21 protein-coding genes and 1 riboswitch are annotated in these 21411 nt (G+C 68.1%); of the genes, 10 read left to right on the forward strand and 11 right to left on the reverse strand.

Annotated features, from left to right (window positions below):
• Positions 1-328 (forward strand): carboxymuconolactone decarboxylase family protein (locus tag A5698_RS28995; protein ID WP_197506758.1); only part of this gene is annotated, 328 nt, incomplete at its 5' end.
• Here A5698_RS28995 and A5698_RS13250 read toward each other — a convergent pair.
• Complete coding sequence (locus A5698_RS13250; RefSeq protein WP_068297350.1) at positions 297-1205, reverse strand: sigma-70 family RNA polymerase sigma factor; 909 nt, start codon at positions 1203-1205, stop codon at positions 297-299. The genes A5698_RS28995 and A5698_RS13250 overlap by 32 nt on opposite strands.
• Before the next feature lie 18 nt (positions 1206-1223).
• The gene (locus tag A5698_RS13255) at positions 1224-2720 is read right to left on the reverse strand and encodes a gamma-aminobutyraldehyde dehydrogenase (protein WP_068297353.1); all 1497 of its coding nucleotides are present in this window, start codon (positions 2718-2720) and stop codon (positions 1224-1226) included.
• Between the two features lie 121 nt (positions 2721-2841).
• Here A5698_RS13255 and A5698_RS13260 point away from each other — a divergent pair, with 121 nt between their 5' ends.
• The 4 genes from A5698_RS13260 to A5698_RS13275 all read left to right on the forward strand — a co-directional run bounded on the left by A5698_RS13260 (position 2842) and on the right by A5698_RS13275 (position 7096).
• Positions 2842-3363, forward strand: coding sequence for an Lrp/AsnC family transcriptional regulator (locus A5698_RS13260; RefSeq protein WP_068297357.1), 522 nt, complete (start codon positions 2842-2844; stop codon positions 3361-3363).
• On the forward strand, positions 3360-4745 hold the full coding sequence (locus A5698_RS13265) for an aspartate aminotransferase family protein (RefSeq protein ID WP_068297361.1): 1386 nt from the start codon (positions 3360-3362) through the stop codon (positions 4743-4745). The genes A5698_RS13260 and A5698_RS13265 overlap by 4 nt, the downstream gene beginning before the upstream one ends.
• Positions 4746-4777: 32 nt before the next feature.
• The gene (locus tag A5698_RS13270) at positions 4778-5794 is read left to right on the forward strand and encodes an SMP-30/gluconolactonase/LRE family protein (RefSeq protein WP_068297364.1); all 1017 of its coding nucleotides are present in this window, start codon (positions 4778-4780) and stop codon (positions 5792-5794) included.
• Between the two features lie 81 nt (positions 5795-5875).
• Complete coding sequence (locus A5698_RS13275) at positions 5876-7096, forward strand: D-alanyl-D-alanine carboxypeptidase family protein (RefSeq protein WP_068297367.1); 1221 nt, start codon at positions 5876-5878, stop codon at positions 7094-7096.
• Here A5698_RS13275 and A5698_RS13280 read toward each other — a convergent pair.
• Positions 7093-8007 (reverse strand): NAD(P)H-dependent flavin oxidoreductase, encoded by a 915-nt coding sequence (locus tag A5698_RS13280; RefSeq protein ID WP_231967397.1) that lies wholly within the window; start codon positions 8005-8007, stop codon positions 7093-7095. The two genes, A5698_RS13275 and A5698_RS13280, sit on opposite strands and share 4 nt — an antisense overlap.
• Before the next feature lie 66 nt (positions 8008-8073).
• Here A5698_RS13280 and A5698_RS13285 point away from each other — a divergent pair, with 66 nt between their 5' ends.
• Positions 8074-8388, forward strand: coding sequence for a DMT family transporter (locus A5698_RS13285; protein ID WP_067091376.1), 315 nt, complete (start codon positions 8074-8076; stop codon positions 8386-8388).
• Here the strand turns inward: A5698_RS13285 and yhjD are convergent.
• The 3 genes from yhjD to A5698_RS13300 are packed head-to-tail and all read right to left on the reverse strand — an operon-like array spanning position 8385 to position 11257.
• A complete protein-coding gene (yhjD, locus tag A5698_RS13290) occupies positions 8385-9410 on the reverse strand; it encodes an inner membrane protein YhjD (protein ID WP_068297374.1) in 1026 nt (341 codons plus the stop codon). The genes A5698_RS13285 and yhjD overlap by 4 nt on opposite strands.
• A gap of 18 nt (positions 9411-9428) precedes the next feature.
• Complete coding sequence (gene trpS / locus A5698_RS13295; RefSeq protein WP_068297377.1) at positions 9429-10445, reverse strand: tryptophan--tRNA ligase; 1017 nt, start codon at positions 10443-10445, stop codon at positions 9429-9431.
• On the reverse strand, positions 10442-11257 hold the full coding sequence (locus A5698_RS13300; RefSeq protein ID WP_068297430.1) for an exodeoxyribonuclease III: 816 nt from the start codon (positions 11255-11257) through the stop codon (positions 10442-10444). Before A5698_RS13300 ends, trpS begins: the two co-directional genes overlap by 4 nt.
• A gap of 119 nt (positions 11258-11376) precedes the next feature.
• Between A5698_RS13300 and ephH the strand changes: the two genes are divergently transcribed.
• Complete coding sequence (gene ephH, locus A5698_RS13305) at positions 11377-12168, forward strand: epoxide hydrolase EphH (RefSeq protein WP_156670743.1); 792 nt, start codon at positions 11377-11379, stop codon at positions 12166-12168.
• Here the strand turns inward: ephH and A5698_RS13310 are convergent.
• Complete coding sequence (locus A5698_RS13310) at positions 12165-14420, reverse strand: NADP-dependent isocitrate dehydrogenase (protein ID WP_068297383.1); 2256 nt, start codon at positions 14418-14420, stop codon at positions 12165-12167. The two genes, ephH and A5698_RS13310, sit on opposite strands and share 4 nt — an antisense overlap.
• Positions 14421-14606: 186 nt before the next feature.
• A riboswitch (SAM riboswitch) is annotated at positions 14607-14729 on the forward strand.
• A gap of 102 nt (positions 14730-14831) precedes the next feature.
• Between A5698_RS13310 and A5698_RS13315 the strand changes: the two genes are divergently transcribed.
• The 3 genes from A5698_RS13315 to A5698_RS13325 are packed head-to-tail and all read left to right on the forward strand — an operon-like array spanning position 14832 to position 18030.
• On the forward strand, positions 14832-16181 hold the full coding sequence (locus A5698_RS13315) for a bifunctional o-acetylhomoserine/o-acetylserine sulfhydrylase (RefSeq protein WP_068297386.1): 1350 nt from the start codon (positions 14832-14834) through the stop codon (positions 16179-16181).
• Positions 16181-17302, forward strand: a complete 1122-nt coding sequence (gene metX / locus A5698_RS13320) for a homoserine O-acetyltransferase MetX (RefSeq protein WP_068297389.1) — start codon at positions 16181-16183, stop codon at positions 17300-17302. The genes A5698_RS13315 and metX overlap by 1 nt, the downstream gene beginning before the upstream one ends.
• Positions 17299-18030, forward strand: a complete 732-nt coding sequence (locus tag A5698_RS13325; protein WP_068297391.1) for a class I SAM-dependent methyltransferase — start codon at positions 17299-17301, stop codon at positions 18028-18030. Before metX ends, A5698_RS13325 begins: the two co-directional genes overlap by 4 nt.
• Here A5698_RS13325 and A5698_RS13330 read toward each other — a convergent pair.
• The 4 genes from A5698_RS13330 to A5698_RS13345 form a co-directional block, all read right to left on the reverse strand.
• On the reverse strand, positions 17999-19546 hold the full coding sequence (locus tag A5698_RS13330; RefSeq protein WP_068297395.1) for an FAD-dependent monooxygenase: 1548 nt from the start codon (positions 19544-19546) through the stop codon (positions 17999-18001). The genes A5698_RS13325 and A5698_RS13330 overlap by 32 nt on opposite strands.
• A complete protein-coding gene (locus A5698_RS13335; protein WP_068297399.1) occupies positions 19543-20160 on the reverse strand; it encodes an acyl-CoA-like ligand-binding transcription factor in 618 nt (205 codons plus the stop codon). Before A5698_RS13335 ends, A5698_RS13330 begins: the two co-directional genes overlap by 4 nt.
• A 64-nt stretch (positions 20161-20224) precedes the next feature.
• Entirely contained in the window at positions 20225-20518 is a 294-nt protein-coding gene (locus A5698_RS13340; protein ID WP_067091351.1) for a DUF3017 domain-containing protein, read from the reverse strand.
• Entirely contained in the window at positions 20515-21399 is an 885-nt protein-coding gene (locus A5698_RS13345) for a bifunctional methylenetetrahydrofolate dehydrogenase/methenyltetrahydrofolate cyclohydrolase (RefSeq protein WP_068297401.1), read from the reverse strand. The genes A5698_RS13340 and A5698_RS13345 overlap by 4 nt, the downstream gene beginning before the upstream one ends.
• Between the last annotated feature and the right edge of the window lie 12 nt (positions 21400-21411).

Here is a 21411-nt window from a genome sequence, read left to right on the forward strand (position 1 = left end):
CACGCACATCGACGACTACGCGACCTCGCCGCTGTTCTCCGACGACGAGCGCGCCGCGATCGCCTACGCCGACGCGATGACCACCGACCCGCACACCATCACCGATGAGCAGGTCGACGACCTTCGGCAGCGGTTCGGCGACGACGGCGTCATCGAGCTGACGTATCAAATCGGCGTGGAGAACATGCGGGCGCGGATGTACTCGGCGCTGGGAATCACCGAGCAGGGCTTCGGTTCCGGCGACTCGTGCCGCGTTCCGTGGGCTTCCGACGAGCGCTTGCGCGAGGAGACGACGGCTACAGACGAGCCTTCAACGGTGAACCGGTGAACTTGTCCGGGTTGGCGATATCCCAAATCGCGCAGACCTTGCCGTCGCGCACGGTCATCGCGGTGACGCGCGGCATGACCTCCGGGTAGCCATCGTTGGCCGGTGAGCCGGAGAGGTAGCTGCCCAGCTGTCCGTTGACGTTCGCCAGCTGGCTCGACGACAGGAACTGCGGTCCGTATCGTCGGACCAGTCCGAACAGGAACCGGGCCACTTTCTCCGGTCCGTGGATGACGCGCGGTGCGGTGGGTGCCCGGCGGTTCGAGTCGCCGGTGAAGGTGACATCCGGATGCAGCAGCGCCACAACGGCTTCCATGTCGCCCGACGCCAGCGCCGCCATCAGCGCGCCCGCCACCTCGTTGTGGGCCTCGTCGGGAACCGGTGGCGGCGCATCGGCAACGGCCCGACGAGCGCGCGACGCGAGTTGCCGAGCCGCCGCCTCGCCGATTCCGAGCACGTCGGCGATCTCCGCGAAGGGTACCGAGAAGCCGTCGTGCAGCACGAAAGCCACCCGCTGGTCGGGCGTGAGCCGCTCGAGCACCACCATCGCGGCGAACCGGGCGTCCTCGCCCGCAACCACCGCCGCCAACGGGTCGTCGCTGTCCAGCGGGACGACAACCGGCTCCGGAAGCCATTCGCCCACATAGGTTTCGCGTCGATGTGCCGCCGAACGTAGCCGGTCCAGCCCCAACCGGCTGACCACCGTCGTCAGCCACGCCCGCAGGTCCTTGATCGATTCGTGTTGTGCGGCGCTCCACCGCAACCAGGCGTCCTGCACGATGTCCTCGGCATCGGCCATCGTGCCCGTGAGCCGGTAGGCGACGGACAGCAGGTGCGGTCGCAGTTCCTCGAACTCGTCGACCCGCGTGCTGGCGGTCATGGATTCGAGGCTACTCCTCTAGCGCTTGGCGAATACCGTTCGATGCCATTCCTTTTCGGCTACCCCGGTGATATCGCTCATCACGTGCTTGACCGTGAGGTACTCCTCGAGCGAATAGTCGCTCATGTCCTTGCCGAAGCCGGAGGCACCCACACCGCCGTGCGGCATTTCGCTGATGATCGGGATGTGGTCGTTGATCCACACGCAACCGGCCTTGATCTCCCGCGACGCCCGCTGCGCCCGATACACGTCGCGCGTCCACGCCGACGCCGCCAGCCCGTAGTCGGTGTCGTTGGCCTGCCGCAGCGCGTCGTCGTCGTCGGTGAACGAGCGCACCGTCAGCACCGGACCGAAGATCTCGTCGCGGTACACCTCGGACTGCTCGGCCACGTCGGCGATCACCGTCGGCAGATAGAACGAACCGGGCCGGTCCGGCGCCGACCCGCCGCAGACGATCCGCCCGCCCTGGCCGGGAGCCCGCTCGACCATGCCCGCCACCTTGGCGCGGTGCGCCGTCGAGATCAGCGGGCCCAGGTCGGTGTTGGGATCCTGCGGGTCGCCGACGACGACCTTGGAGAACAGCTCGGCGACACCTGCGACGAAGTCGTCGTAGAGTTCGCGCGCCACGATCGCCCTGGTGGCGGCCGTGCAGTCCTGACCCGTGTTGATCAGCGCGGCGGCCGCCGCACCCTGGACGGCGGCGTCGAGATCGGCGTCGTCGAACACCACGAACGGCGCCTTGCCGCCCAGCTCGAGCTGCACCCGGTGGCCGTGCACCGACGCGGCGGCCATCACCCTGCGCCCGACCGGCGTCGAACCGGTGAACGTCACGACGTCGACGTCGCGGTGGCCGGCCAGCGCCGTACCGGCGTCGGAGCCCACCCCTGTGACGACGTTGAGCACGCCGTCGGGCAGGCCCGCCTCCGTGGCGAGGCGCGCGAGAGTCAGGGTGGTCAACGGCGTCAGCTCGCAGGGTTTGATCACCACCGAACACCCGGCGGCCAACGCGGGCAACACCTTCCACACCGCCATCTGCAGCGGATAGTTCCACGGCGTGATGGTCGCGACGACGCCGACGGCCTCGCGCCGGATGCTCGAGGTGTGGTCCCCGGAGTACTCGGCGCTCGCCTTGCCTTCCAGGTGGCGGGCCGCGCCGGCGAAGAAGTCGATGTTGTCGACGCTGCCTGGCACGTCGAACTCGGCGGCCAGCCGCACCGGCTTACCGGTCTGGCTGACCTCCTCGGCGACCAGCTCGTCGGCGCGCTCACCGGCCAGTCGGGCCAGCGTGGACAGGACCGCCGAGCGCTCGGCGGGGGTAGCGGTCGCCCAGTCGGACAGCGCCGCACGTGCCGACGCCACCGCGCTGTCGACATCGGCGGGGGTGGCCAGCGAGTATTCGGCGACGGCCTCGCCGGTGGCGGGGTCGACGACCTGGCGGGCGGGGCCACCCGTCGTCACCGCAGCGCCGTCGATCCAGCTGCCCGCCACACTGGTGGAAACGGAAGACGCAGTCATGGCCCTACGCTAACGGACACCTCGCTGTCGAGCTACGCATCCCATAGCGGCGGGGCCCTCAAACGAATGATTTCATGGCTGTGGTTGCCCCTTACGACGGATTCCGTGCACAATCACTGGCATGCCTTCTCCGGGTGCAACGCACGGTCTCGGCCCCGTCTCGTTCCGGCTCAACCAGTCCCGTCCGGGTGCCGCATTCCAGCTCGACGACCTCAGCAAGCAGATCATCGAGAAGCTGCAGCAGGACGGCCGCCGCTCGTACGCGGGCATCGGCAAGTCCGTCGGCCTGTCCGAGGCCGCCGTCCGCCAGCGTGTGCAGCGCATGGTCGACGCCGGCGTCATGCAGATCGTCGCCGTCACCGACCCCATGCAGTTGGGCTTCGCCCGACAGGCGATGATCGGCATCCGCTGCACCGGTGACACCACCAAGGTGGCCGAGAAACTGGCGGCCATCGAATCCGTCGACTACGTCGTGCTCACCGCCGGTTCCTTCGACGCCATCGTCGAGGTGGTCTGCGAGGACGACGACGACCTCCTCGACCTTCTCAACACCCAGATCCGCGCCCTGCCGGGAGTGATATCCACCGAAACACTTGTTTATTTGAAACTTGTTAAGCAGCAATACAATTGGGGCACTAGATGACTACCACCGATATCGCGCAGGACGTTACGTCCGAACTCGGCGCCAAAGCCAACCGCCACCTGTGGGGCCATTTCGCCCGCCATGGCACAGGCATCACCCCGCCGATCATCACCCGCGGCGAAGGCGTCACGATCTGGGACAGCCACGGCAAGAGCTACATCGACGGCCTGTCCGGGCTCTTCGTCGTCCAGGTCGGCCACGGCCGTCAGGAGTTGGCAGAGGCCGCGGCCAAACAGGCCGAGCAGTTGGCGTTCTTCCCACTGTGGTCCTACGCCACGCCCACGGCGATCGAACTCGCCGAACGCGTCGCCGACTACGCACCCGGCGACCTGAACCGGGTGTTCTTCACCACCGGCGGCGGTGAGGCCGTCGAGTCGGCGTGGAAACTGGCCAAGAACTACTTCAAGCTGACCGGCAAACCCGGTAAGCACAAGGTGGTTTCGCGTTCGATCGCCTACCACGGCACTCCGCAGGGCGCGCTGGCCATCACCGGCCTGCCGGTGTTCAAGGCGCCGTTCGAACCGCTGACACCCGGCGGCTTCCGCGTCCCCAACACCAACTTCTACCGCGCGCCCGCGCCGTACCAGAACGACGAGAAGGCATTCGGTCAGTACTGCGCCGACCGCATCGCCGAAGCCATCGAGTTCGAAGGGCCCGACACCGTCGCCGCGGTCTTCCTCGAACCGGTGCAGAACGCGGGCGGCTGCTTCCCGCCTCCCCCAGGCTATTTCGAGCGGGTGCGGGAGATCTGCGACGAGTACGACGTGCTGCTGGTGTCCGACGAGGTCATCTGCGCGTACGGGCGGATCGGGTCGATGTTCGCCTGTGACGACTTCGGCTACGTGCCCGACATCATCACCTGCGCCAAGGGTTTGACGTCCGGCTACTCGCCGATCGGCGCGATGATCGCCAGCGACCGGCTGTTCGAACCGTTCAACGACGGCAAGACCACGTTCGCGCACGGCTACACCTTCGGCGGGCATCCGGTGTCGTCGGCGGTGGCGCTGGCCAACCTCGACATCTTCGAGCGCGAGGGGCTCAACGACCACGTCAAGGAGAACGCCCCGAATTTCCGGGCCACCCTCGAGCAGCTGTACGACCTGCCGATCGTCGGCGACGTCCGCGGAGAGGGCTACTTCTACGGCATCGAGTTGGTCAAGGACAAGGACACCAAGGAGACGTTCAACGACGAGGAATCGGAGCGGCTGCTGCGCGGCTTCCTGACCCCCGCGTTGTTCGAGGCCGGCCTGTACTGCAGAGCCGACGACCGCGGCGACCCGGTGGTACAGCTGGCTCCGCCGCTCATCAGCGGCCAGAAGGAGTTCGACGCGATCTACCAGATCATGCGCGACGTGCTGTCCGAGGCGGGCCGACTGCTCTGAGCGCAGCGCTGCCGAAGCGTACCGTCGGCGCTGTGAGCGCGCCCGGATCCCACAAGCCGCCGATCGACCCCGTCCGCTGGCAACCGCCGCCGGTCGACCCACTACCGGATCTGCCGTCGGCGGAGCTGACCGTCGTGCCCGTGCCCGGCCACGCGCCCGAGGACGTCGTCGTCGACGCCGACGGAGCCATCTGGGCGGGCGTCGACGACGGCCGCATCGTGCGGATCGCCCCCGGCGGTGCCGCGGACGTCGTCGCCACCACCGAGGGCCGCCCGCTGGGCATGCACGTCGCACACGACGGCCGGATCCTGGTCTGCACCAGCCCCGGCGGCCTGATGTCGCTGAACCCCACCGACCGCACGGTGCAGACGCTCGTGGCGGAAGTCGACGACCGGCGGCTGATGTTCTGCTCGAACGTCACCCAATCACCGGACGGCACAATCTATTTCACCGAGTCGACGAGCGCGTTCGACTACGCCCACTTCAAGGGCGCGGTGATGGAGGCGCGGCCGCGCGGCAGCCTGTTCCGCCGCGACGCGGACGGCACCGTGCTGACCGCGGCGGCGGGGCTGTACTTCGCCAACGGCGTGACACCGACGGTCGACGGGTCGGCGTTGGTGTTCGCCGAGACGATGGGGCGGCGGCTGTCGAAGTTCTGGCTGACTGGCGAACGCGCCGGGTCGGTGACCCCGTTGCGCGAGAACCTGCCCGGTCATCCGGACAACCTGTCCACCGGTGCCGACGGCCGCATCTGGTGCGCGATGGTCTCGCCGCTCAACGCCGCCGCCGAATGGCTCGCACCGCGCTGGCCTGCGCTGCGCAAGCTGCTGTGGAAGCTTCCCGACAAACTGCAACCCCAGATCAAGCCCGAAGTGTGGGCGGTGGCGTTCGACCCGGACACCGGCGACGTCGTCGCGGGTATCCGCTGCGAGCACCCACAGTTCGGCATGGTGACCGGCCTGGTGGAGGCCGACGGCCGACTCTGGATGGGCAGCATCGGATTTCCCGCCGTCGCGCATGCCGACCTCGCGTCCCTAGCGCTGCGCTAAGTCACAAATGAAACTCAAGTAACACCAGTCACAGCGCGCCTACACGGCTTCGGCCCCTTCGCGGCTTAATGTGCGGTCACAATGGCGAAGTTTCGTAAACCGCTGCACCGCGCCGCCGCGCTGGCCGCGGCCCTGTTCGTGGTCGCGGGCCCGGCCGTGGCAAGTGCCCAGCCGCCCGCAGCGCCCGAGGCGAGTGCGTGTCCGTACCGAGAGTCGACGCCCCCGGCGGTCGACGCGTCCGAGGTGCCCAAACCCGGCGACGCACCGCCGGCACCATTGCCGGTGCCCGCCACACCGATGGGCGGCGACAAGCTGTCCGGCTGCGGCGTCATCACCGCGCCGGGCACCCCGCCACTGCCCAACGACGTCTCGGCCGAGGCCTGGGTGGTCGCCGACCTCGACTCCGGTGACGTCATCGCCGCCAAGGATCCGCACGGCAGGCACCGGCCCGCCAGCATCATCAAGGTGCTGGTCGCCATGCAGGCCATCAAGGACCTGCCGATCCACAAGGTCATCGCGGGAACCGCCGAGGACGCCGCCCAGGAGGGCACCAAGGTCGGGGTCGGCGAAGGCGGCCACTACTCGATCAACGACCTGCTGCACGGCCTGCTGATGTACTCCGGCAACGACGCCGCGTTCGCGCTGGCACGGCAGCTCGGCGGGTGGGACGCGACCCTGCACAAGCTCAACGACCTGGCCCGCAAGCTGGGCGGGCTCGACACCAGGGTCGCGACGCCGTCGGGGCTCGACGGACCGGGCATGAGCACCTCGGCATACGACATGGCGCTGTTCTACCGGTACGCCTGGCGCAATCCGATCTTCGCCGACATCGTCTCGACCCGGGAATTCGACTTCCCCGGCCGCGGCGATGCCGGCTACCCGATCGAGAACGACAACAAGTTGCTGCTCAACTACCCCGGCGCGATGGGCGGCAAGACCGGCTACACCGACGACGCGGGCCAGACGTTCGTCGGCGCGGCCGACCACGGTGGCCGCCGACTCGTCGCCGTCCTCATGAAGGGCACCCGCCAGCCGATCGCCCCGTGGGAGCAGGCGGCCCACCTGCTCGACTACGGGTTCGCCACGGCACCGGGCACCAGCGTCGGCACCCTGATCGAGCCCGACCCCTCGCTGCTCGGGACGAAGCCGGATGCCGCCACCAATCCCGGGGTCAACGCCTCCCCGATGATGTCGGACATCGACGCGATGCCGGTGCGGGTCGGCGTCGCGGTCGTCGGCAGCGTGATCGTGTTCTCGTTGATCATGGGCGCGCGGTCGCTGAACCGCCGGCCCCAGCTCTAGGCCCAGCGCCGCAGCAGCCGCTCGGCGTCGGTGCAGAGCCGTTCGATCACCTCAGCGGCGGAACGTGATTCGCGGACCATGCCGACGCCCTGCCCCGCGTTGACGGGCGCGATCCGGTAATCCTCGGCGGCCGTCGCCGCGGTGAGCGCGGACCGGGCGTCGGCGTCCACGAGGTCCTCGTGACCGTCGAAGCGGTCGACGAACTCGTTACGCACCACGCGCTCGGGAAGCGTTGCCGGCCAGGGGTATTCGAGGGCCACGTCGAAGACCCGCGTGGTGACGGTCTGCTCCCCCGCCGCGCCCAGCAGCAGGTTCCTCGCCGCGGCCGAGGTCGCCGCTTCGAGGCAGGTGGTGAACGCCGTGCCGAGCCAGGCGCCCGACGCCCCGGCGGCCAGCACCGCGGCCAGCCCGCGGCCCGACGCGATGCCCCCCGCGGCGAGCACGGGCACGGTCACGGCGTCGAGCACCTCCGCGAGCAACGGAAGGGTGCCGACGCGCACCTCGCCGTGCCCGCCGCCCTCGGCCCCCCGCGCGACGATCACGTCGGCGCCGGCGTCGGCCGCCCGTCGCGCGCCGGTCACGTCGGCCACCTGCACGGCCACCGGGACCCCGGCATCATGGGCGCGGCGGATCCAGGACCACTCGTCGCCGAAACTGACGGACAGCAGAGCGGGTTTGGCGGCGAGCGCGACGTCGAGCAGTTCGGGCTGCGCCGCCGTCACCCAGTGCACGAGACCGATACCGACGTCCAACCCGGCCACGTGGGGCAGTTCGGCGGTGAGCGCCGCGGCGGTCGCCGAGCTACCCATACCGATCATGCCGAGGCCACCGGCCCGTGAGACCGCGGCGGCCAGTGCACCGCCTGCGGTGCCGCCCATCGGGGCGTTGACGATCGGCGCGGACAGGCCCATCCGCTCCGACCACGGCGTGGAAAGAGGCACGCAGCGGCACGTTACGCCTTGGGTACGGTGGGCCGGATGGCGTGGCTGATTCTCGTGGTGTCCGGTGTTCTCGAAGCGGTGTGGGCCTCCGCGCTCGGCAGGACCGAGGGGTTCACAAAGCTCGGCCCATCGATGGTGTTCCTGGTGGCGCTGGTGCTCTCGATGGCCGGTCTGGGCATCGCGATGCGCAGCCTGCCACCGGGCACCAGCTATGCGGTGTGGGTCGGTATCGGCGCCTCCCTCACCGTCGGCTACGCGATGCTCACCGGGGCGGAGAGCGCGTCGGCCGTCAAGGCGCTCCTGATCGCGGGGATCATCGGGTGCGTCGTCGGGCTCAGGCTGGTCAGCTAGCGGCGGCGGAGCCGCGAAATACCCAGCGCGCCAAGCGCCCCCGCCGCAGCGGCGGCCAGCACCCCGCCCACTCCGACACCCTCCTGCACCTGCACGCGAGGCGTGATCTGTGCGGCGTCGGGCGGGAAGACGGGCGCGGCCTCCAAGTTCTCGATCGACGTTGCCGCCCACGCCGTCGCAAAGAGGATCAGCCGCGCGGTGATGTAGGCGAACACCATCAGGCCGAGCACCGGACCGAACGTGGCCCCTGCCGGACCCGTCACCACCGAACGCAGGTAGATCGACGCCACCTGTTTGAAGACCTCGAACGCCACCGCCGTGAGCAGCCCCGCGCGCAGCGCGGAACGGAAGCTGATCGATTCGCGGGGCAGCCGCGCGATGATCCAGGTGAACAGCAGCCAGCTGATCAACACCGACACCGCGAGCGACACCACCCGCAGCAGAATGCTCATGCCCGGAACATCCTCCAGCCCAACCCATTCAACGGCCTTACGGGCCAGCCCCGAGCTGCTCACCACGGTCAACGCGATGGTGCCGGCGATAGCGACGAACAGGCCGACGATGGCCGTCAGGTCCGACAGCTTGGTGCGCACGAAACCGGGTGCGTCGCGCCGCATCAGGCCCCACATCTGGCTCAGCGCCTCACGCAGGTTCGCCATCCAGCCCAGCCCCGCCCACGCCGCGGTCGCCAGCCCGATGATGCCGACCGAGGTGCGCGACTCGATCGCGGAGTCCATCAGCTCGACCAGCTGGGTGGCGATGTCTCCGGAGACCGACGCCCGGATCTTGTCCTGAAGATCGGCGAGCAGTTCCGGCTGGCTGGCCAGGATGAAGCCGGCGATGGCGAATCCGACCATGAGCAACGGGAACATCGCGAAGACCGTGAAGTACGTGATGCCCGCGGCGTAGAAATCGCCCTTGCTGTCGTTGTAGCGCTGCTGCGCCCGCATGACGTGGTCGAACCACTCGTATCGCGACCGCAGCCGGCCGACGAAACCTTCCGGCTCGGCGGGTTGTGTCACGCCAACCTCCCGAAAACCTCAGCCGCCCGGGCGCAAAAAACCCAACCGGTCGTATACCCGCCGCAGCGTCGCGGCAGACACGTCGCGCGCCCGTGCGGCGCCCGTCGCCAGCACGGATTCCAGTTCCGCGGGGTCGTCGAGCAGTTCGTCGACGCGGCTCTTGATCGGGGTGACGAACTCGACGACGGCCTCCGCGGTGTCGGATTTGAGGTCGCCGTAGCCGCGCCCGGCGTACCCCTCGACGAGCTTGTCGATGTCGGTGCCGGTGACCGCCGACTGGATGGTGAGCAGGTTCGACACCCCGGGTTTGGCGTCCGGGTCGAAGCGCACCTCGCGCTCGCTGTCGGTGACCGCGGAACGGATCTTCTTGGCCGAGGCCTTCGGATCGTCGAGCAGGCCGATCAGTCCGGCCTCGGTCCCCGCCGACTTGCTCATCTTCGACGTCGGATCCTGCAGGTCGTAGATCTTCGCCGTCGCCTTCGGGATCATCGGCTCGGGAATGACGAAGGTGTCCGGGAAACGGGAGTTGACCCGTTGCGCCACATCGCGTGCCAGCTCCAGGTGCTGGCGTTGGTCCTCGCCGACCGGCACGAGATCGGTGTCGTAGAGCAGCACGTCGGCGGCCATCAGCACCGGATAGGTGAACAGCCCGACCGTGGTCGCCTCGCTACCCTCCTTCTGGGACTTGTCCTTGAACTGCGTCATCCGCGACGCCTGCCCGAACCCGGTGAAACAGCCCAGCACCCAAGCCAATTCGGCATGCGCCGGAACGTGGCTTTGCACGAAGATCGTGCTGCGGTTCGGGTCGATGCCCAGCGCCAGGTACTGCGCGGCGGTGACCAGCGTGCGCCGCCTCAGCCGCTCGGGATCCTGCGGAATCGTGATCGCATGCAGATCGACCACGCAGAAGAACGCGTCGTGGTCGTCCTGTAGGCCGACCCACTGTTGGATCGCACCCAGCGCGTTGCCCAGGTGCAGCGAATCGGAGGTGGGTTGGACACCGGAGAAGACGACGGGTTTCGACGAACTGCTCATGATCGTCCGATCATTTCACGCGGCCCGTATTCGACCGTCACCGGCGCGTGGTCCGACCAGCGCAGCGCGTACGCCTCGGCGCGCTCCACCCGGGCGGCGACCGCCCGCGTCGCCAGGGCCTTCGTGGCCAGCTGATAGTCGATCCGCCAGCCGGCGTCGTTGTCGAAGGCACGGCCCCGCCACGACCACCACGCGTACGGGCCCGGCTGGTCGGGATGGAGCTCGCGGACCACGTCAACCCAGCCCGAGGCCAGCAGTTCGGTGAGCCACTGACGCTCGCTGGGCAGGAAGCCGGACTTCTTGATGTTGCCCTTCCAGTTCTTGATGTCGTTCTCGGTGTGGGCGATGTTCCAGTCGCCGCAGACGACGGCGTCCGAGTCGGTCAGCGTCGCCATCCGCGCGGCGAGCTCGGCCATGAACCGTTCCTTCTCGAGCTGACGGTCGGTCTCGGCCTCACCGGTCTGGACGTAGACGGTCGCCACCGTCGTCCCCGCGGTGTCGACCTCCAGGTAGCGGCCGTGCGCGCCGAACTCGTCGGACTCCGGCAGCCGCGATGCGTCGATCGGGTGACGCGAAAGCACCGCGACGCCGCTGCGGCCCTTGATGTGGGGTTCGGCCGACGCGAGATGCCAGCCATCATCCAGCGCAGGCGCCAGCGCGGCGGCCAGCTGGGTGTCGTCGGCGCGGGTCTCCTGCAGGCAGACCACGTCGGCGGTGGTGGACGCCAACCACGGCAGCAGGCCGCGGTTCTGTGGCGAGCGCTCTTTGACCGCGGCGCGGATGCCGTTGACGTTGATGGTGCTGACGATCAGCGAGGTCACAGCGGCAGACCATACCGACGTACTTGCGGTACCGGCGGTATCACCTTAGTGTCGGGCTGATGGCTAGAAACTTGCCGCGCGACCCGCTGCACGTCGGCTCCGGCGAACCCATGCTGTTGCTACACCCGTTCATGATGTCGCAGAACGTGTGGAAGAAGGTCGTCCCGTTGATTGCCGACACCGGCCGCTACGAGGTGTTCGCACCCACGCTGCCCGGGCACAACGGCGGCGTGAAGGGGCACCGCTTCCTGGACACCAAAGAGCTCGCCGACGATGTCGAACGCCGACTCGACGCGCTCGGCTGGGACACCGCGCACGTCGTGGGCAACTCGCTTGGCGGCTGGGTCGCCTTCGAACTGGAGCGCCGGGGCCGGGCCCGCACGCTGACCGGGATCGCGCCCGCGGGCGGCTGGAGCAAGTTCACGCCCGCCAAGTTCGAGATCGTCGGCAAGTTCGTCGCCGGCTTCCCGGTGTGGCTGTTCACGCTCGCGTTCCGACAGCGGGTCCTGAAGTTCCCGTTCACGCGCTACCTGGCGCACTTCCCGATCAGCGCCACGCCGGACCGCCTGTCCGACGACGACCTCATCGACATCATCGACGACGTCACGCACTGTCCGGCCTACTACCAGCTGCTGGTGAAGTCGCTGCTGACGCCCGGCCTGATGGAGCTGGCCGAGAGCGCCTGCCCCACGCACCTGGTGATCTGCGAGAAGGACCGCGTTCTGCCGCATCCCCGGTTCACCCGCCACTTCACCGCACACCTGCAGTCGAGCCCGCAGATCACGCATCTCGAAGACGTCGGCCACATCCCGATGTTCGAGGCGCCGCAGCGCGTGGCCGACCTGATCCTCGAGTTCGTCGACCGCCATGTAGAACCGCCGCGCGAGGCGCTCGGCGGCTAAAGCTGGGTGACGGGCTCTTCCGTCGCGCCCTCCAGCACAGAGTTCAGGGTCTTGCTCGGCCGCATCACCGCGGTCGTCTTCTCCGGGTCCGGGTAGTAGTACCCGCCGATATCGACCGAATCGCCTTGCACCTCCGCAAGTTCGGACACGATCGCGTCCTCGTTCTCGGCGAGCGACTTCGCCAGGTCCGCGAAGTGGTCGGCCAGTTCTTTGTCCTCGGTCTGCTCGGCGAGCTGCTGCGCCCAGTACATCGCGAGGTAGAACTGGCTGCCCCTGTTGTCCAGCTCGCCGGTCTTACGCGACGGGCTCTTGTTGTTGTCCAACAAGTTTCCGATCGCCGAGTCCAGCGTCTTGCCTAGCAGGACGGCACGCTTGTTGCCGGTCTTGCGCCCGATGTCTTCGAAACACGCTCCGAGAGCGAGGAATTCGCCCAGCGAATCCCAGCGCAGGTGGTTCTCCTCGACCAGCTGGTGGACGTGCTTCGGTGCCGAACCGCCCGCACCGGTCTCGTACATGCCGCCACCGGCCATCAGCGGCACGATCGACAGCATCTTCGCGCTGGTGCCCAGCTCCAGGATCGGGAAAAGGTCGGTCAGGTAGTCGCGCAGGATGTTTCCCGTCACAGCGATGGTGTCCTGACCGCGGATCAACCGTTCCAGCGTGTACCGCATGGCCCACACCTGCGGCATGATCTGGATGTGCAGGCCCTCGGTGTCGTGCTCCTTGAGGTACTCCTTGACCTTCTTGCGCAGCTCCACCTCGTGCGGCCGCTCGGTGTCGAGCCAGAACAGCGCGGTCATGCCCGACGCCCGCGCCCTGGTCACGGCGAGCTTGACCCAGTCCCGGATCGCGGCGTCCTTGACCACCGGCATACGCCAGATATCGCCGGTCTCGACGTTCTGCGTCAGCAGCACCTCGCCGGTGTCGGCGTCGACGATGTTGGCGACGCCGTCCTCGGGAATCTCGAAGGTCTTGTCGTGGCTGCCGTACTCCTCGGCCTTCTGCGCCATGAGCCCGACGTTCGGGACGGTGCCGATGGTCGTCGGATCGAACTGGCCGTGGGTCTTACAGAAGTTGACCATCTCCTGATAGATCCGGCTGAACGTCGACTCGGGGTTCACCGCCTTGGTGTCCTTGGTCCGCCCGTCGGCGCCGTACATCTTGCCGCCGAGCCGGATCATCGCCGGCATCGACGCGTCGACGATCACGTCGCTGGGCGAGTGGAAGTTGGTGATGCCGCGGGCCGAATCCACCATCGCCAGCTCCGGCCGGTGCTCGTGCACGGCGTGGATGTCCTGGACGATCTCCTCACGCTGTGAGGCGGGCAGCGCCTGGATCTTGTCGTACAGGTCCGACATCCCGTTGTTGACGTTCACGCCGAGCTCGTCGAGCACCTTCTGGTGCTTGGCGAACGCGTCCTTGTAGAAGACCTTCACCGCGTGGCCGAACACGATCGGGTGTGACACCTTCATCATCGTCGCCTTGACGTGCAGCGAGAACATCACGCCGGTCTTGTAGGCGTCCTCGATCTGTTCTTCGAAGAACTCGCACATCGCCTTTTTGCTCATGAACATGCTGTCGATGACATCGCCGCTGTCGAGCTTGACCTCCGGCTTGAGCACGACGGTCTCGCCGCTCTTCGTCTCGAGCACCATCTTGACCTTGCGGTCCTTGTCGAGGGTCATCGACTTCTCGCCGTGGTAGAAGTCGCCCTTCTTCATGGTCGCCACGTGCGTTCGCGACGCCATCGACCACTCGCCCATGCTGTGCGGGTGCTTGCGCGCGTACTCCTTGACCGCCTTGGGGGCACGCCGGTCCGAATTGCCCTGCCGCAGAACCGGGTTGACCGCGCTGCCGAGAATCTTGGCGTAGCGCTCCTTGATCTCTTTTTCCTCGTCGTTCTTCGGCTCGCCCGGGTAGTCCGGCAGGTCGTAGCCCTTGGCCTTGAGCTCCTTGATGGCGGCCAGCAACTGCGGCACCGACGCGCTGATGTTCGGCAGCTTGATGATGTTGGTGTCCGGCTTCTCGGTGAGCTTCCCCAGCTTGGCCAGGTTGTCGGGCACGCGCTGCTCTTCGGACAGGCGGTCGGAGAACTCCGCGAGAATGCGTGCCGCCACCGAGATGTCGCTGGTCTCGACGTTGATGCCCGCCGGTTCGGTAAACGTGCGAATGATCGGCAGGAACGCGTAGGTCGCCAGCAGCGGCGCCTCGTCGGTCAGCGTGTAGATGATGGTCGGCTGCTCGGCAGTCATGTGGGGTTCTCCCGGCTCGCTAGTCGGTCAGTCGACTACCAGTATTCCCTCGGAGGTGACCCTGTGTGTGAGCCAGGGGGGTCCGCTTTCGGGTGTGTGATCTGCTACTGACCGGTAGCTTCGGGCACGCCTCGCCGAGATCCCCTCGCTGGCACGCGATGAGCAATATGAGATACGCTTCTCATCGGTCATGAGTGCCAGCGACAAGCCCCGGCTTGCTGGTCGGCAACCCTCCAACCGCGGTGGGGTGCCCCGGGTGATGACCAGGTTGAGTACCCGCTGAGAAGCGGCTACCGGCAAGCGCGGGTCCGTTGTGACGGGCCCCCAGAGAAGACAGCGGAGGTCCGGCGTGCGCAGTTACCGCTGAGTGCGTGAAATGCCCCTTCCAGGCCCCTCACAACAGGAGATTCGATGAGCACCGAAGACACTGACCCCACCGCTGGGTGGGCGTTCGAGACCAAACAGGTCCATGCCGGCCAGTCGCCCGACCCGGCGACCAATGCGCGGGCGCTGCCGATCTACCAGACAACGTCTTACACATTCAACAGCACCGATCACGCCGCGGCGCTGTTCGGCCTCGCCGAGCCCGGCAACATCTACACCCGGATCATGAACCCGACGCAGGACGTCGTCGAGCAGCGCATCGCGGCGCTCGAGGGCGGCGTCGCGGCTCTGTTTCTGGCCTCCGGTCAGGCCGCCGAACACTTCGCGATCCTGAACCTGGCCAACACGGGCGACCACATCGTGTCCAGCCCGCGGCTCTACGGCGGCACGTACAACCTGTTCCACTACACGTTCCCGAAGATCGGGATCGAGGTCAGTTTCGTCGAGAATCCCGACGACCTCGACTCCTGGCGTGCGGCCGTGCGGCCCAACACCAAGGCGTTCTTCGCCGAGTCGATCTCGAACCCCAAGATCGACGTGCTCGACATCCCGAACGTCGCCGCGGTCGCCCATGACAGCGGGGTGCCGCTGATCGTCGACAACACCATCGCCACCCCGTATCTACTCCAGCCGCTGCAACACGGTGCGGACATCGTCGTGCACTCCGCCACCAAGTACCTGGGCGGGCACGGCGCCGCGATCGCCGGCGTCATCGTCGATGGCGGCACGTTCGACTGGACGAGCGGCAAGTTCCCCGGCTTCACCGAACCCGACCCCAGCTACCACGGTGTGGTGTTCGCCGAACTGGGTCCGCCGGCGTTCGCACTCAAGGCGCGCGTGCAGCTGCTGCGCGACCTCGGTTCGGCGGCGTCGCCGTTCAACGCCTTCCTGATCGCCCAGGGCCTGGAGACGCTGAGCCTGCGCGTCGAGCGCCACGTCGCGAACGCCCAGAAGGTGGCCGAGTACCTCGAGGGCCACGACGACGTGATCTCGGTGAACTACGCCGGGTTGCCGTCGTCCCCGTGGTACGAACTCGGAAAGGAGTTGGCGCCCAAGGGCACCGGCGCTGTGCTCGCGTTCGAGCTGGCGGGCGGCGTCGACGCGGGCAAGGCCTTCGTCAACGCGCTGACCCTGCACAGCCACGTCGCCAACATCGGCGACGTCCGCTCGCTGGTGATCCACCCGGCGTCCACCACGCATGCCCAGCTGTCGCCGGAGGAGCAGTTGGCCAGCGGCGTCACGCCGGGGCTGGTGCGCCTGGCGGTCGGCATCGAGGGCATCGACGACATCCTGACCGATCTTGAGCAGGGTTTCGCCGCGGCCAAGCCGTTCAGCTCCGCGGGCAAGACCGATCCGAACACCATGGCGGCGTTCTGATGACGATTTCGGAGGTACCCACCTTGAGTCTGCCCGTCGAAGGCGAGATCGGCGTGGTCGACATCGGCCCGCTGACGCTGGAGAACGGCGCGGTCATCGACGATGTGTCGATCGCCGTGCAGCGCTGGGGCGAGCTGTCGCCCACGCGCGACAACGTCGTCGTCGTGCTGCATGCGCTGACCGGCGATTCGCACATCACCGGTCCGGCAGGACCCGACCACCCGACCCCCGGTTGGTGGGACGGTGTCGCAGGGCCCGGCGGGCCGATCGACACCGACCGCTGGTGCGCGGTGGCGACCAATGTGCTCGGTGGCTGCCGCGGCTCCACCGGCCCGAGCTCGCTGCATCCCGACGGCAAGGCATGGGGTTCCCGCTTCCCGGTCGTCTCCGTGCGGGACCAGGTTCGCGCCGACATCGCCGCGCTGGAGGCGTTCGGCATCACCCAGGTCGCCGCGGTCATGGGCGGCTCGCTGGGCGGCGCCCGGGCGCTGGAGTGGATGGTCGGCCATCCGGATCGGGTGCGGTCGGGGCTGGTGATGGCCGTCGGCGCCCGAGCCACCGCCGACCAGATCGGCACCCAGTGCTCGCAGGTCGCCGCGATCAAGGCCGACCCGAACTGGCAGAACGGCGACTATTACGGCACCGGGCTCTCGCCCGACGTCGGCATGGAGATCGCCCGCCGGTTCGCGCATCTGACCTATCGCGGCGAGGAAGAGCTCGACACCCGGTTCGCCAACGTTCCGCAGGACGGTGAGGATCCGGCCGTCGGCGGCCGCTACGCCGTGCAGAGCTATCTGGAGCATCAGGGCCGAAAGCTGGTGTCGCGGTTCGACGCCGGCACGTACGTGGCGCTCACCGAGGCGCTGTCGGGTCACGACGTCGGTCGCGGCCGCGGAGGTGTCGAGGCCGCGTTGCGTGGCTGCCCGGTGCCCGCGGTGGTCGGCGGCATCACCTCGGATCGGCTCTATCCGCTGCGGCTGCAGGAGGAGCTGGCCGAATTGCTGCCGGGCTGCGCCGGTTTGGATGTCGTGGACTCGATCTACGGGCATGACGGCTTTCTGGTGGAGACGGATGCGGTGTACAAGCTGATCCGCCGAACGCTGGAGCTGGCATCTCGGTGAGCGGGCCGGAGCACGATCGCTCGCTGTCGTTCGGCGCAGAAGCCGCGGCATACGAACGCGGTCGGCCGTCGTATCCGCCCGAGGCGATCGACTGGCTGTTGCCGTCGGGCGCCTCCAAGGTGCTCGACCTCGGCGCAGGCACTGGCAAGCTGACCACGCGCCTCGTCGAGCGCGGCCTCGACGTCGTGGCGGTCGACCCGATCCCGGAAATGCTCGAGCTGCTGAGCAGTTCGCTGCCCGAGACGCCCGCACTGCTCGGCACCGCCGAGGAGATCCCGCTGCCCGACGACAGCGTCGACACCGTGCTGGTGGCCCAGGCGTGGCACTGGTTCGACCTCGAGCGCGCGGTCAAGGAGGTGGCGCGCGTATTGCGCCCCGGCGGCCGGCTGGGTCTGGTCTGGAACACCCGCGACGAGCGGCTGGGCTGGGTGAAGGACCTCGGTCACATCATCGGCCAAGAGCACGACCCGTTCAGCAACACCGTGGCGCTGCCCGAACCGTTCACCGGTGTCGAACGCCATCAGGTCGAGTGGACCAGTTACCTGACCCCACAAGCGCTCATCGACCTGGTCGCGTCGCGCAGTTACTGCATCACGTCACCGGAGAAGGTCCGCACCAGGACGCTGGACCGGGTGCGCGAGCTGTTGGCAACCCATCCGGCGCTGGCCAACTCGACGGGGCTCGCGCTGCCGTACGTCACGGTGTGCATCCGCGCTTCGCTGGCCTGAGCGTCGAGCCGAACCAGCGCCCGAGCGCGACCCGCAGGGCGTCGGCACCCGCGTCGTCGAATTGCTCAGCGGCCCAGGCGACATAACCGTCGGGCCGAACGAGCATGGCCGCGGCGGGCGGATCCTCGGCCGCTGCGATAATCGGGTCGACGCGCTCGGCCCACGGCTGGGCGACGGTCGCTGCGGCTCCGCCGTCGAGGTCGAGCAGCACCGCACGGCCGCGGTGCAGGAGTTCGGCGAGGCGACGACCGTCGGCGAGCGCCAGTTCCGGCGCCATCCGTCCCGACAGCGGATGGTCGTCGCCGACGTCGTAGCGCACGTCCGAGCCCGCCAGCAAGTGTGCGAGATGCTCTGTGACACCGCGCTGTTGGACCAGTTCGCCGAAGAGCCTTCGCAGAGCCTCGACATCGGGTCCCGGCGCCGAGAGCGCGAGCTGAGCCTGCGAGTGCATCATCACACGTTCGCCGACCGGATACCGCTCGGACTCGTAGGTGTCGAGCAGATCGTCGGCCGGCCAACCGTTGACGACGGCCGCCAGCTTCCAGCCAAGGTTGACCGCATCCTGCAGCCCCAGGTTCAGGCCCGGCCCTCCCATCGGCGAATGCACGTGAGCCGCGTCGCCGAGCAGCAGGACCCGGCCGGCCCGGTAGCGGTCGGCCTGACGTGAGTTGATGTGTTCGAGCCGCCGAAGGGCATGCGGGCCCGCCCTTTTCGGGGTGTGCAGGGGTACATCAACACCGATGATGCGGCGGACGCTGGCGCGCAACTCGTCGAGCGTCATGTCCTCGTCGGCGCTTTGCCGTGCCTCGCCGTATTCAATGGTGCCCAGCAGCGGGCGATCGGGCTCGAGCGGGAAGAGGATGATGCTGCCGCGTTCGAAGCGGTTGTAACCGAATCTCAGGCGACCGAAGCCGGGAATGTCGTATCCCTGGCCGGGAACGAGCAACTCGTCGGGCAGTCCGACATGGGCGACGCGGCTCTCGATCGGCGACGTGTGCCCGGGAAATCCGATCCCCGCACGCTTGCGGACGAAACTGCGTCCGCCGTCGGCGCCGACCAGGTAGCGCGTGCGCAGGGCGTAGGTCTGCCCCTCGACCGCGACCGTCACCGCAACGGAGTCGGAACCTGGTTCGAGGCCGATCAACTCGTGGCCCCACCGGATGTCGACACCGAGCCCGAGCGCGTGCTTCTCCAACAGCCGCACCAGCCGCGGCTGCGGAATCAGCAACGCGTGCATCGGGTTCGGTGCGATATTTGAGAAGCTCAGCGCGATCCCCGCGAACGGCCCACCGGCCGCGGGACGCGGCGGTCCCTCCTCGCCGCCGAACGCGTGGTAGAGCCCGCGCATGTCGAGCTGCCGGATCACCTGGCCCACAAGGCCGTTGGCCTTGGGCTCCTCGCTCGGAGCCGGCAGCCGGTCGAGCACCACGGGGCGAACGCCCGCCAGTGCGAGCTCGCACGCGAGCAGCAGCCCGTTGGGGCCGGCTCCGCTGATCACGACGTTTTCGGCGGTCATGACTTGCTCGGATCCGGTAGCCCCGCGGCCACTTCGGCGAAGCCCGCACGGATCAGCGTCGTGATCGGCACCGGCGGATCGGCACGCACGTAGATCTCGGTGGCCGCGTCGCCGACGGCGCGCACGACGGCCGCGACGAGCCGAGGGTACATATCGCGTTGCGGGTCGGTTCCCGTGCGCTCGGCGACCACCTCCATCCACTCGTCGAACAACTCCCTCGACACCGCGTCGCGAATCTCGGGCCGCATCAGAAGCTTTCGTATCTCGGCGAACTCCTCACGGCTGGGTATCCGGCGCTCCGCGCCGTCGGCGTCGCTCATGTCCTCTTCCAACGGTGCGAGCACGGACTCGGTGATCGACGTCCAGAGGGGTTCATCGGCGGGCCGGCCGCGCAGCACGGCGATGCTGCGGCGCAACCGTTCGGTCTGGCGGTAGGCCAGCGCCTCGTACTTTCCGCTGAAGTAGTTGTTGAAGGTGCGCAGCGACACGCCCGCCAGGTCGGCGATCGCCTCGCGGGTCACACCGTCGAAACCACGCTCTAACGCGAGTTTGAGTGCGGCGTCGCTCAGCGCGCGCCTGGTGTCGAGCTTCTTACGCTCCCGAAGTCCGGCCATGCGACCACGGTAACCATAAACTTGCCCACCATGCAAGATTGCATACCGGGCATTTTACTGTGAATCAGCTGGTGCCCAACGGGTCGATGGTCCACGCGATGTAGAGCATCGTTGCGCTGACGACGGCGGTGGTGACGAAGTCGACGCCACGGCTGCGCACCGCGAGAAGTCCGGCGCGATCATCGCTCAGGAGCAGCCGCAACGCCGCCGCCACCCCGACCCCGATCGCCATCACGAGCGCGCCGCGCCGCCAATATCCCGCGACCACCAGAACGAACGCGGCGGCGAAGATCAGGCCGACCGACCAGAACGGCCATTGACCGGCGAAAACCTTGCGCGCGAACTCCTTTGGCGTCACGTCGCGGCCAGTACCTCCGCGCGCTCGACCACATTCGTCAGCAGGAATGCGCGCGTCAGCGGACCCACACCGCCCGGATTGGGCGACACATGGCCCGCGACATCCCAGACGTCGGGGTGGACATCACCGACGAGCTTGCCGTTCTCGTCGCGACTGACCCCGACGTCCACGACGGCCGCGCCGGGCCGAACCATCTCGGCGGTCACCATGTGCGGCATGCCCGCCGCGGCGATGATGATGTCGGCCTCGCGGGCCAACTCCGGCAGGTGACGAGTTGCGGTGTGGCACAACGTGACCGTTGCGTTCTCCGAACGCCGGGTCAACAGCAGCCCGAGCGGGCGCCCGACGGTGACGCCGCGACCGATGACCACCACGTGCGCGCCCGCGATCTCCACCTCGTAGCGGCGCAGCAGGTGCACGATCCCGCGCGGGGTGCACGGCAACGGGGCCGGCTCGTTGAGCACCAGCCGGCCCAGGTTGGTCGGATGCAGACCGTCGGCGTCCTTGCCCGGGTCAATGCGCTCCAGGGCGGAGTTCTCGTTGAGGTGCTTGGGCAGCGGAAGCTGGACGATGTAACCGGTGCACTCGGGGTTGGCGTTGAGCTCGTCGATCGTCTCGTCGAGCGTGGCCTGGCTGATGTCGGCGGGCAGGTCGCGGCGGATCGAGTTGATGCCGACCTTCGCACAGTCGGAGTGCTTACCGCGGACGTAGGCGTGGGAACCGGGGTCGTCGCCGACGAGCACCGTGCCCAGTCCCGGGGTGCGTCCGGCCACCGCGGCCGAGCCGCGAAGACGGCCCTGGGTCAGCGCCGCGACCCGTTCGGAGAGGTCGACGAAGATCTCGTCGCGCGTGGCCTTACCGTCCAGTGTGATCGCACCCACGGGTCTCAGTCT

The organism is Mycobacterium sp. E136, from assembly GCF_001666865.1.
Lineage (GTDB): Bacteria > Actinomycetota > Actinomycetes > Mycobacteriales > Mycobacteriaceae > Mycobacterium.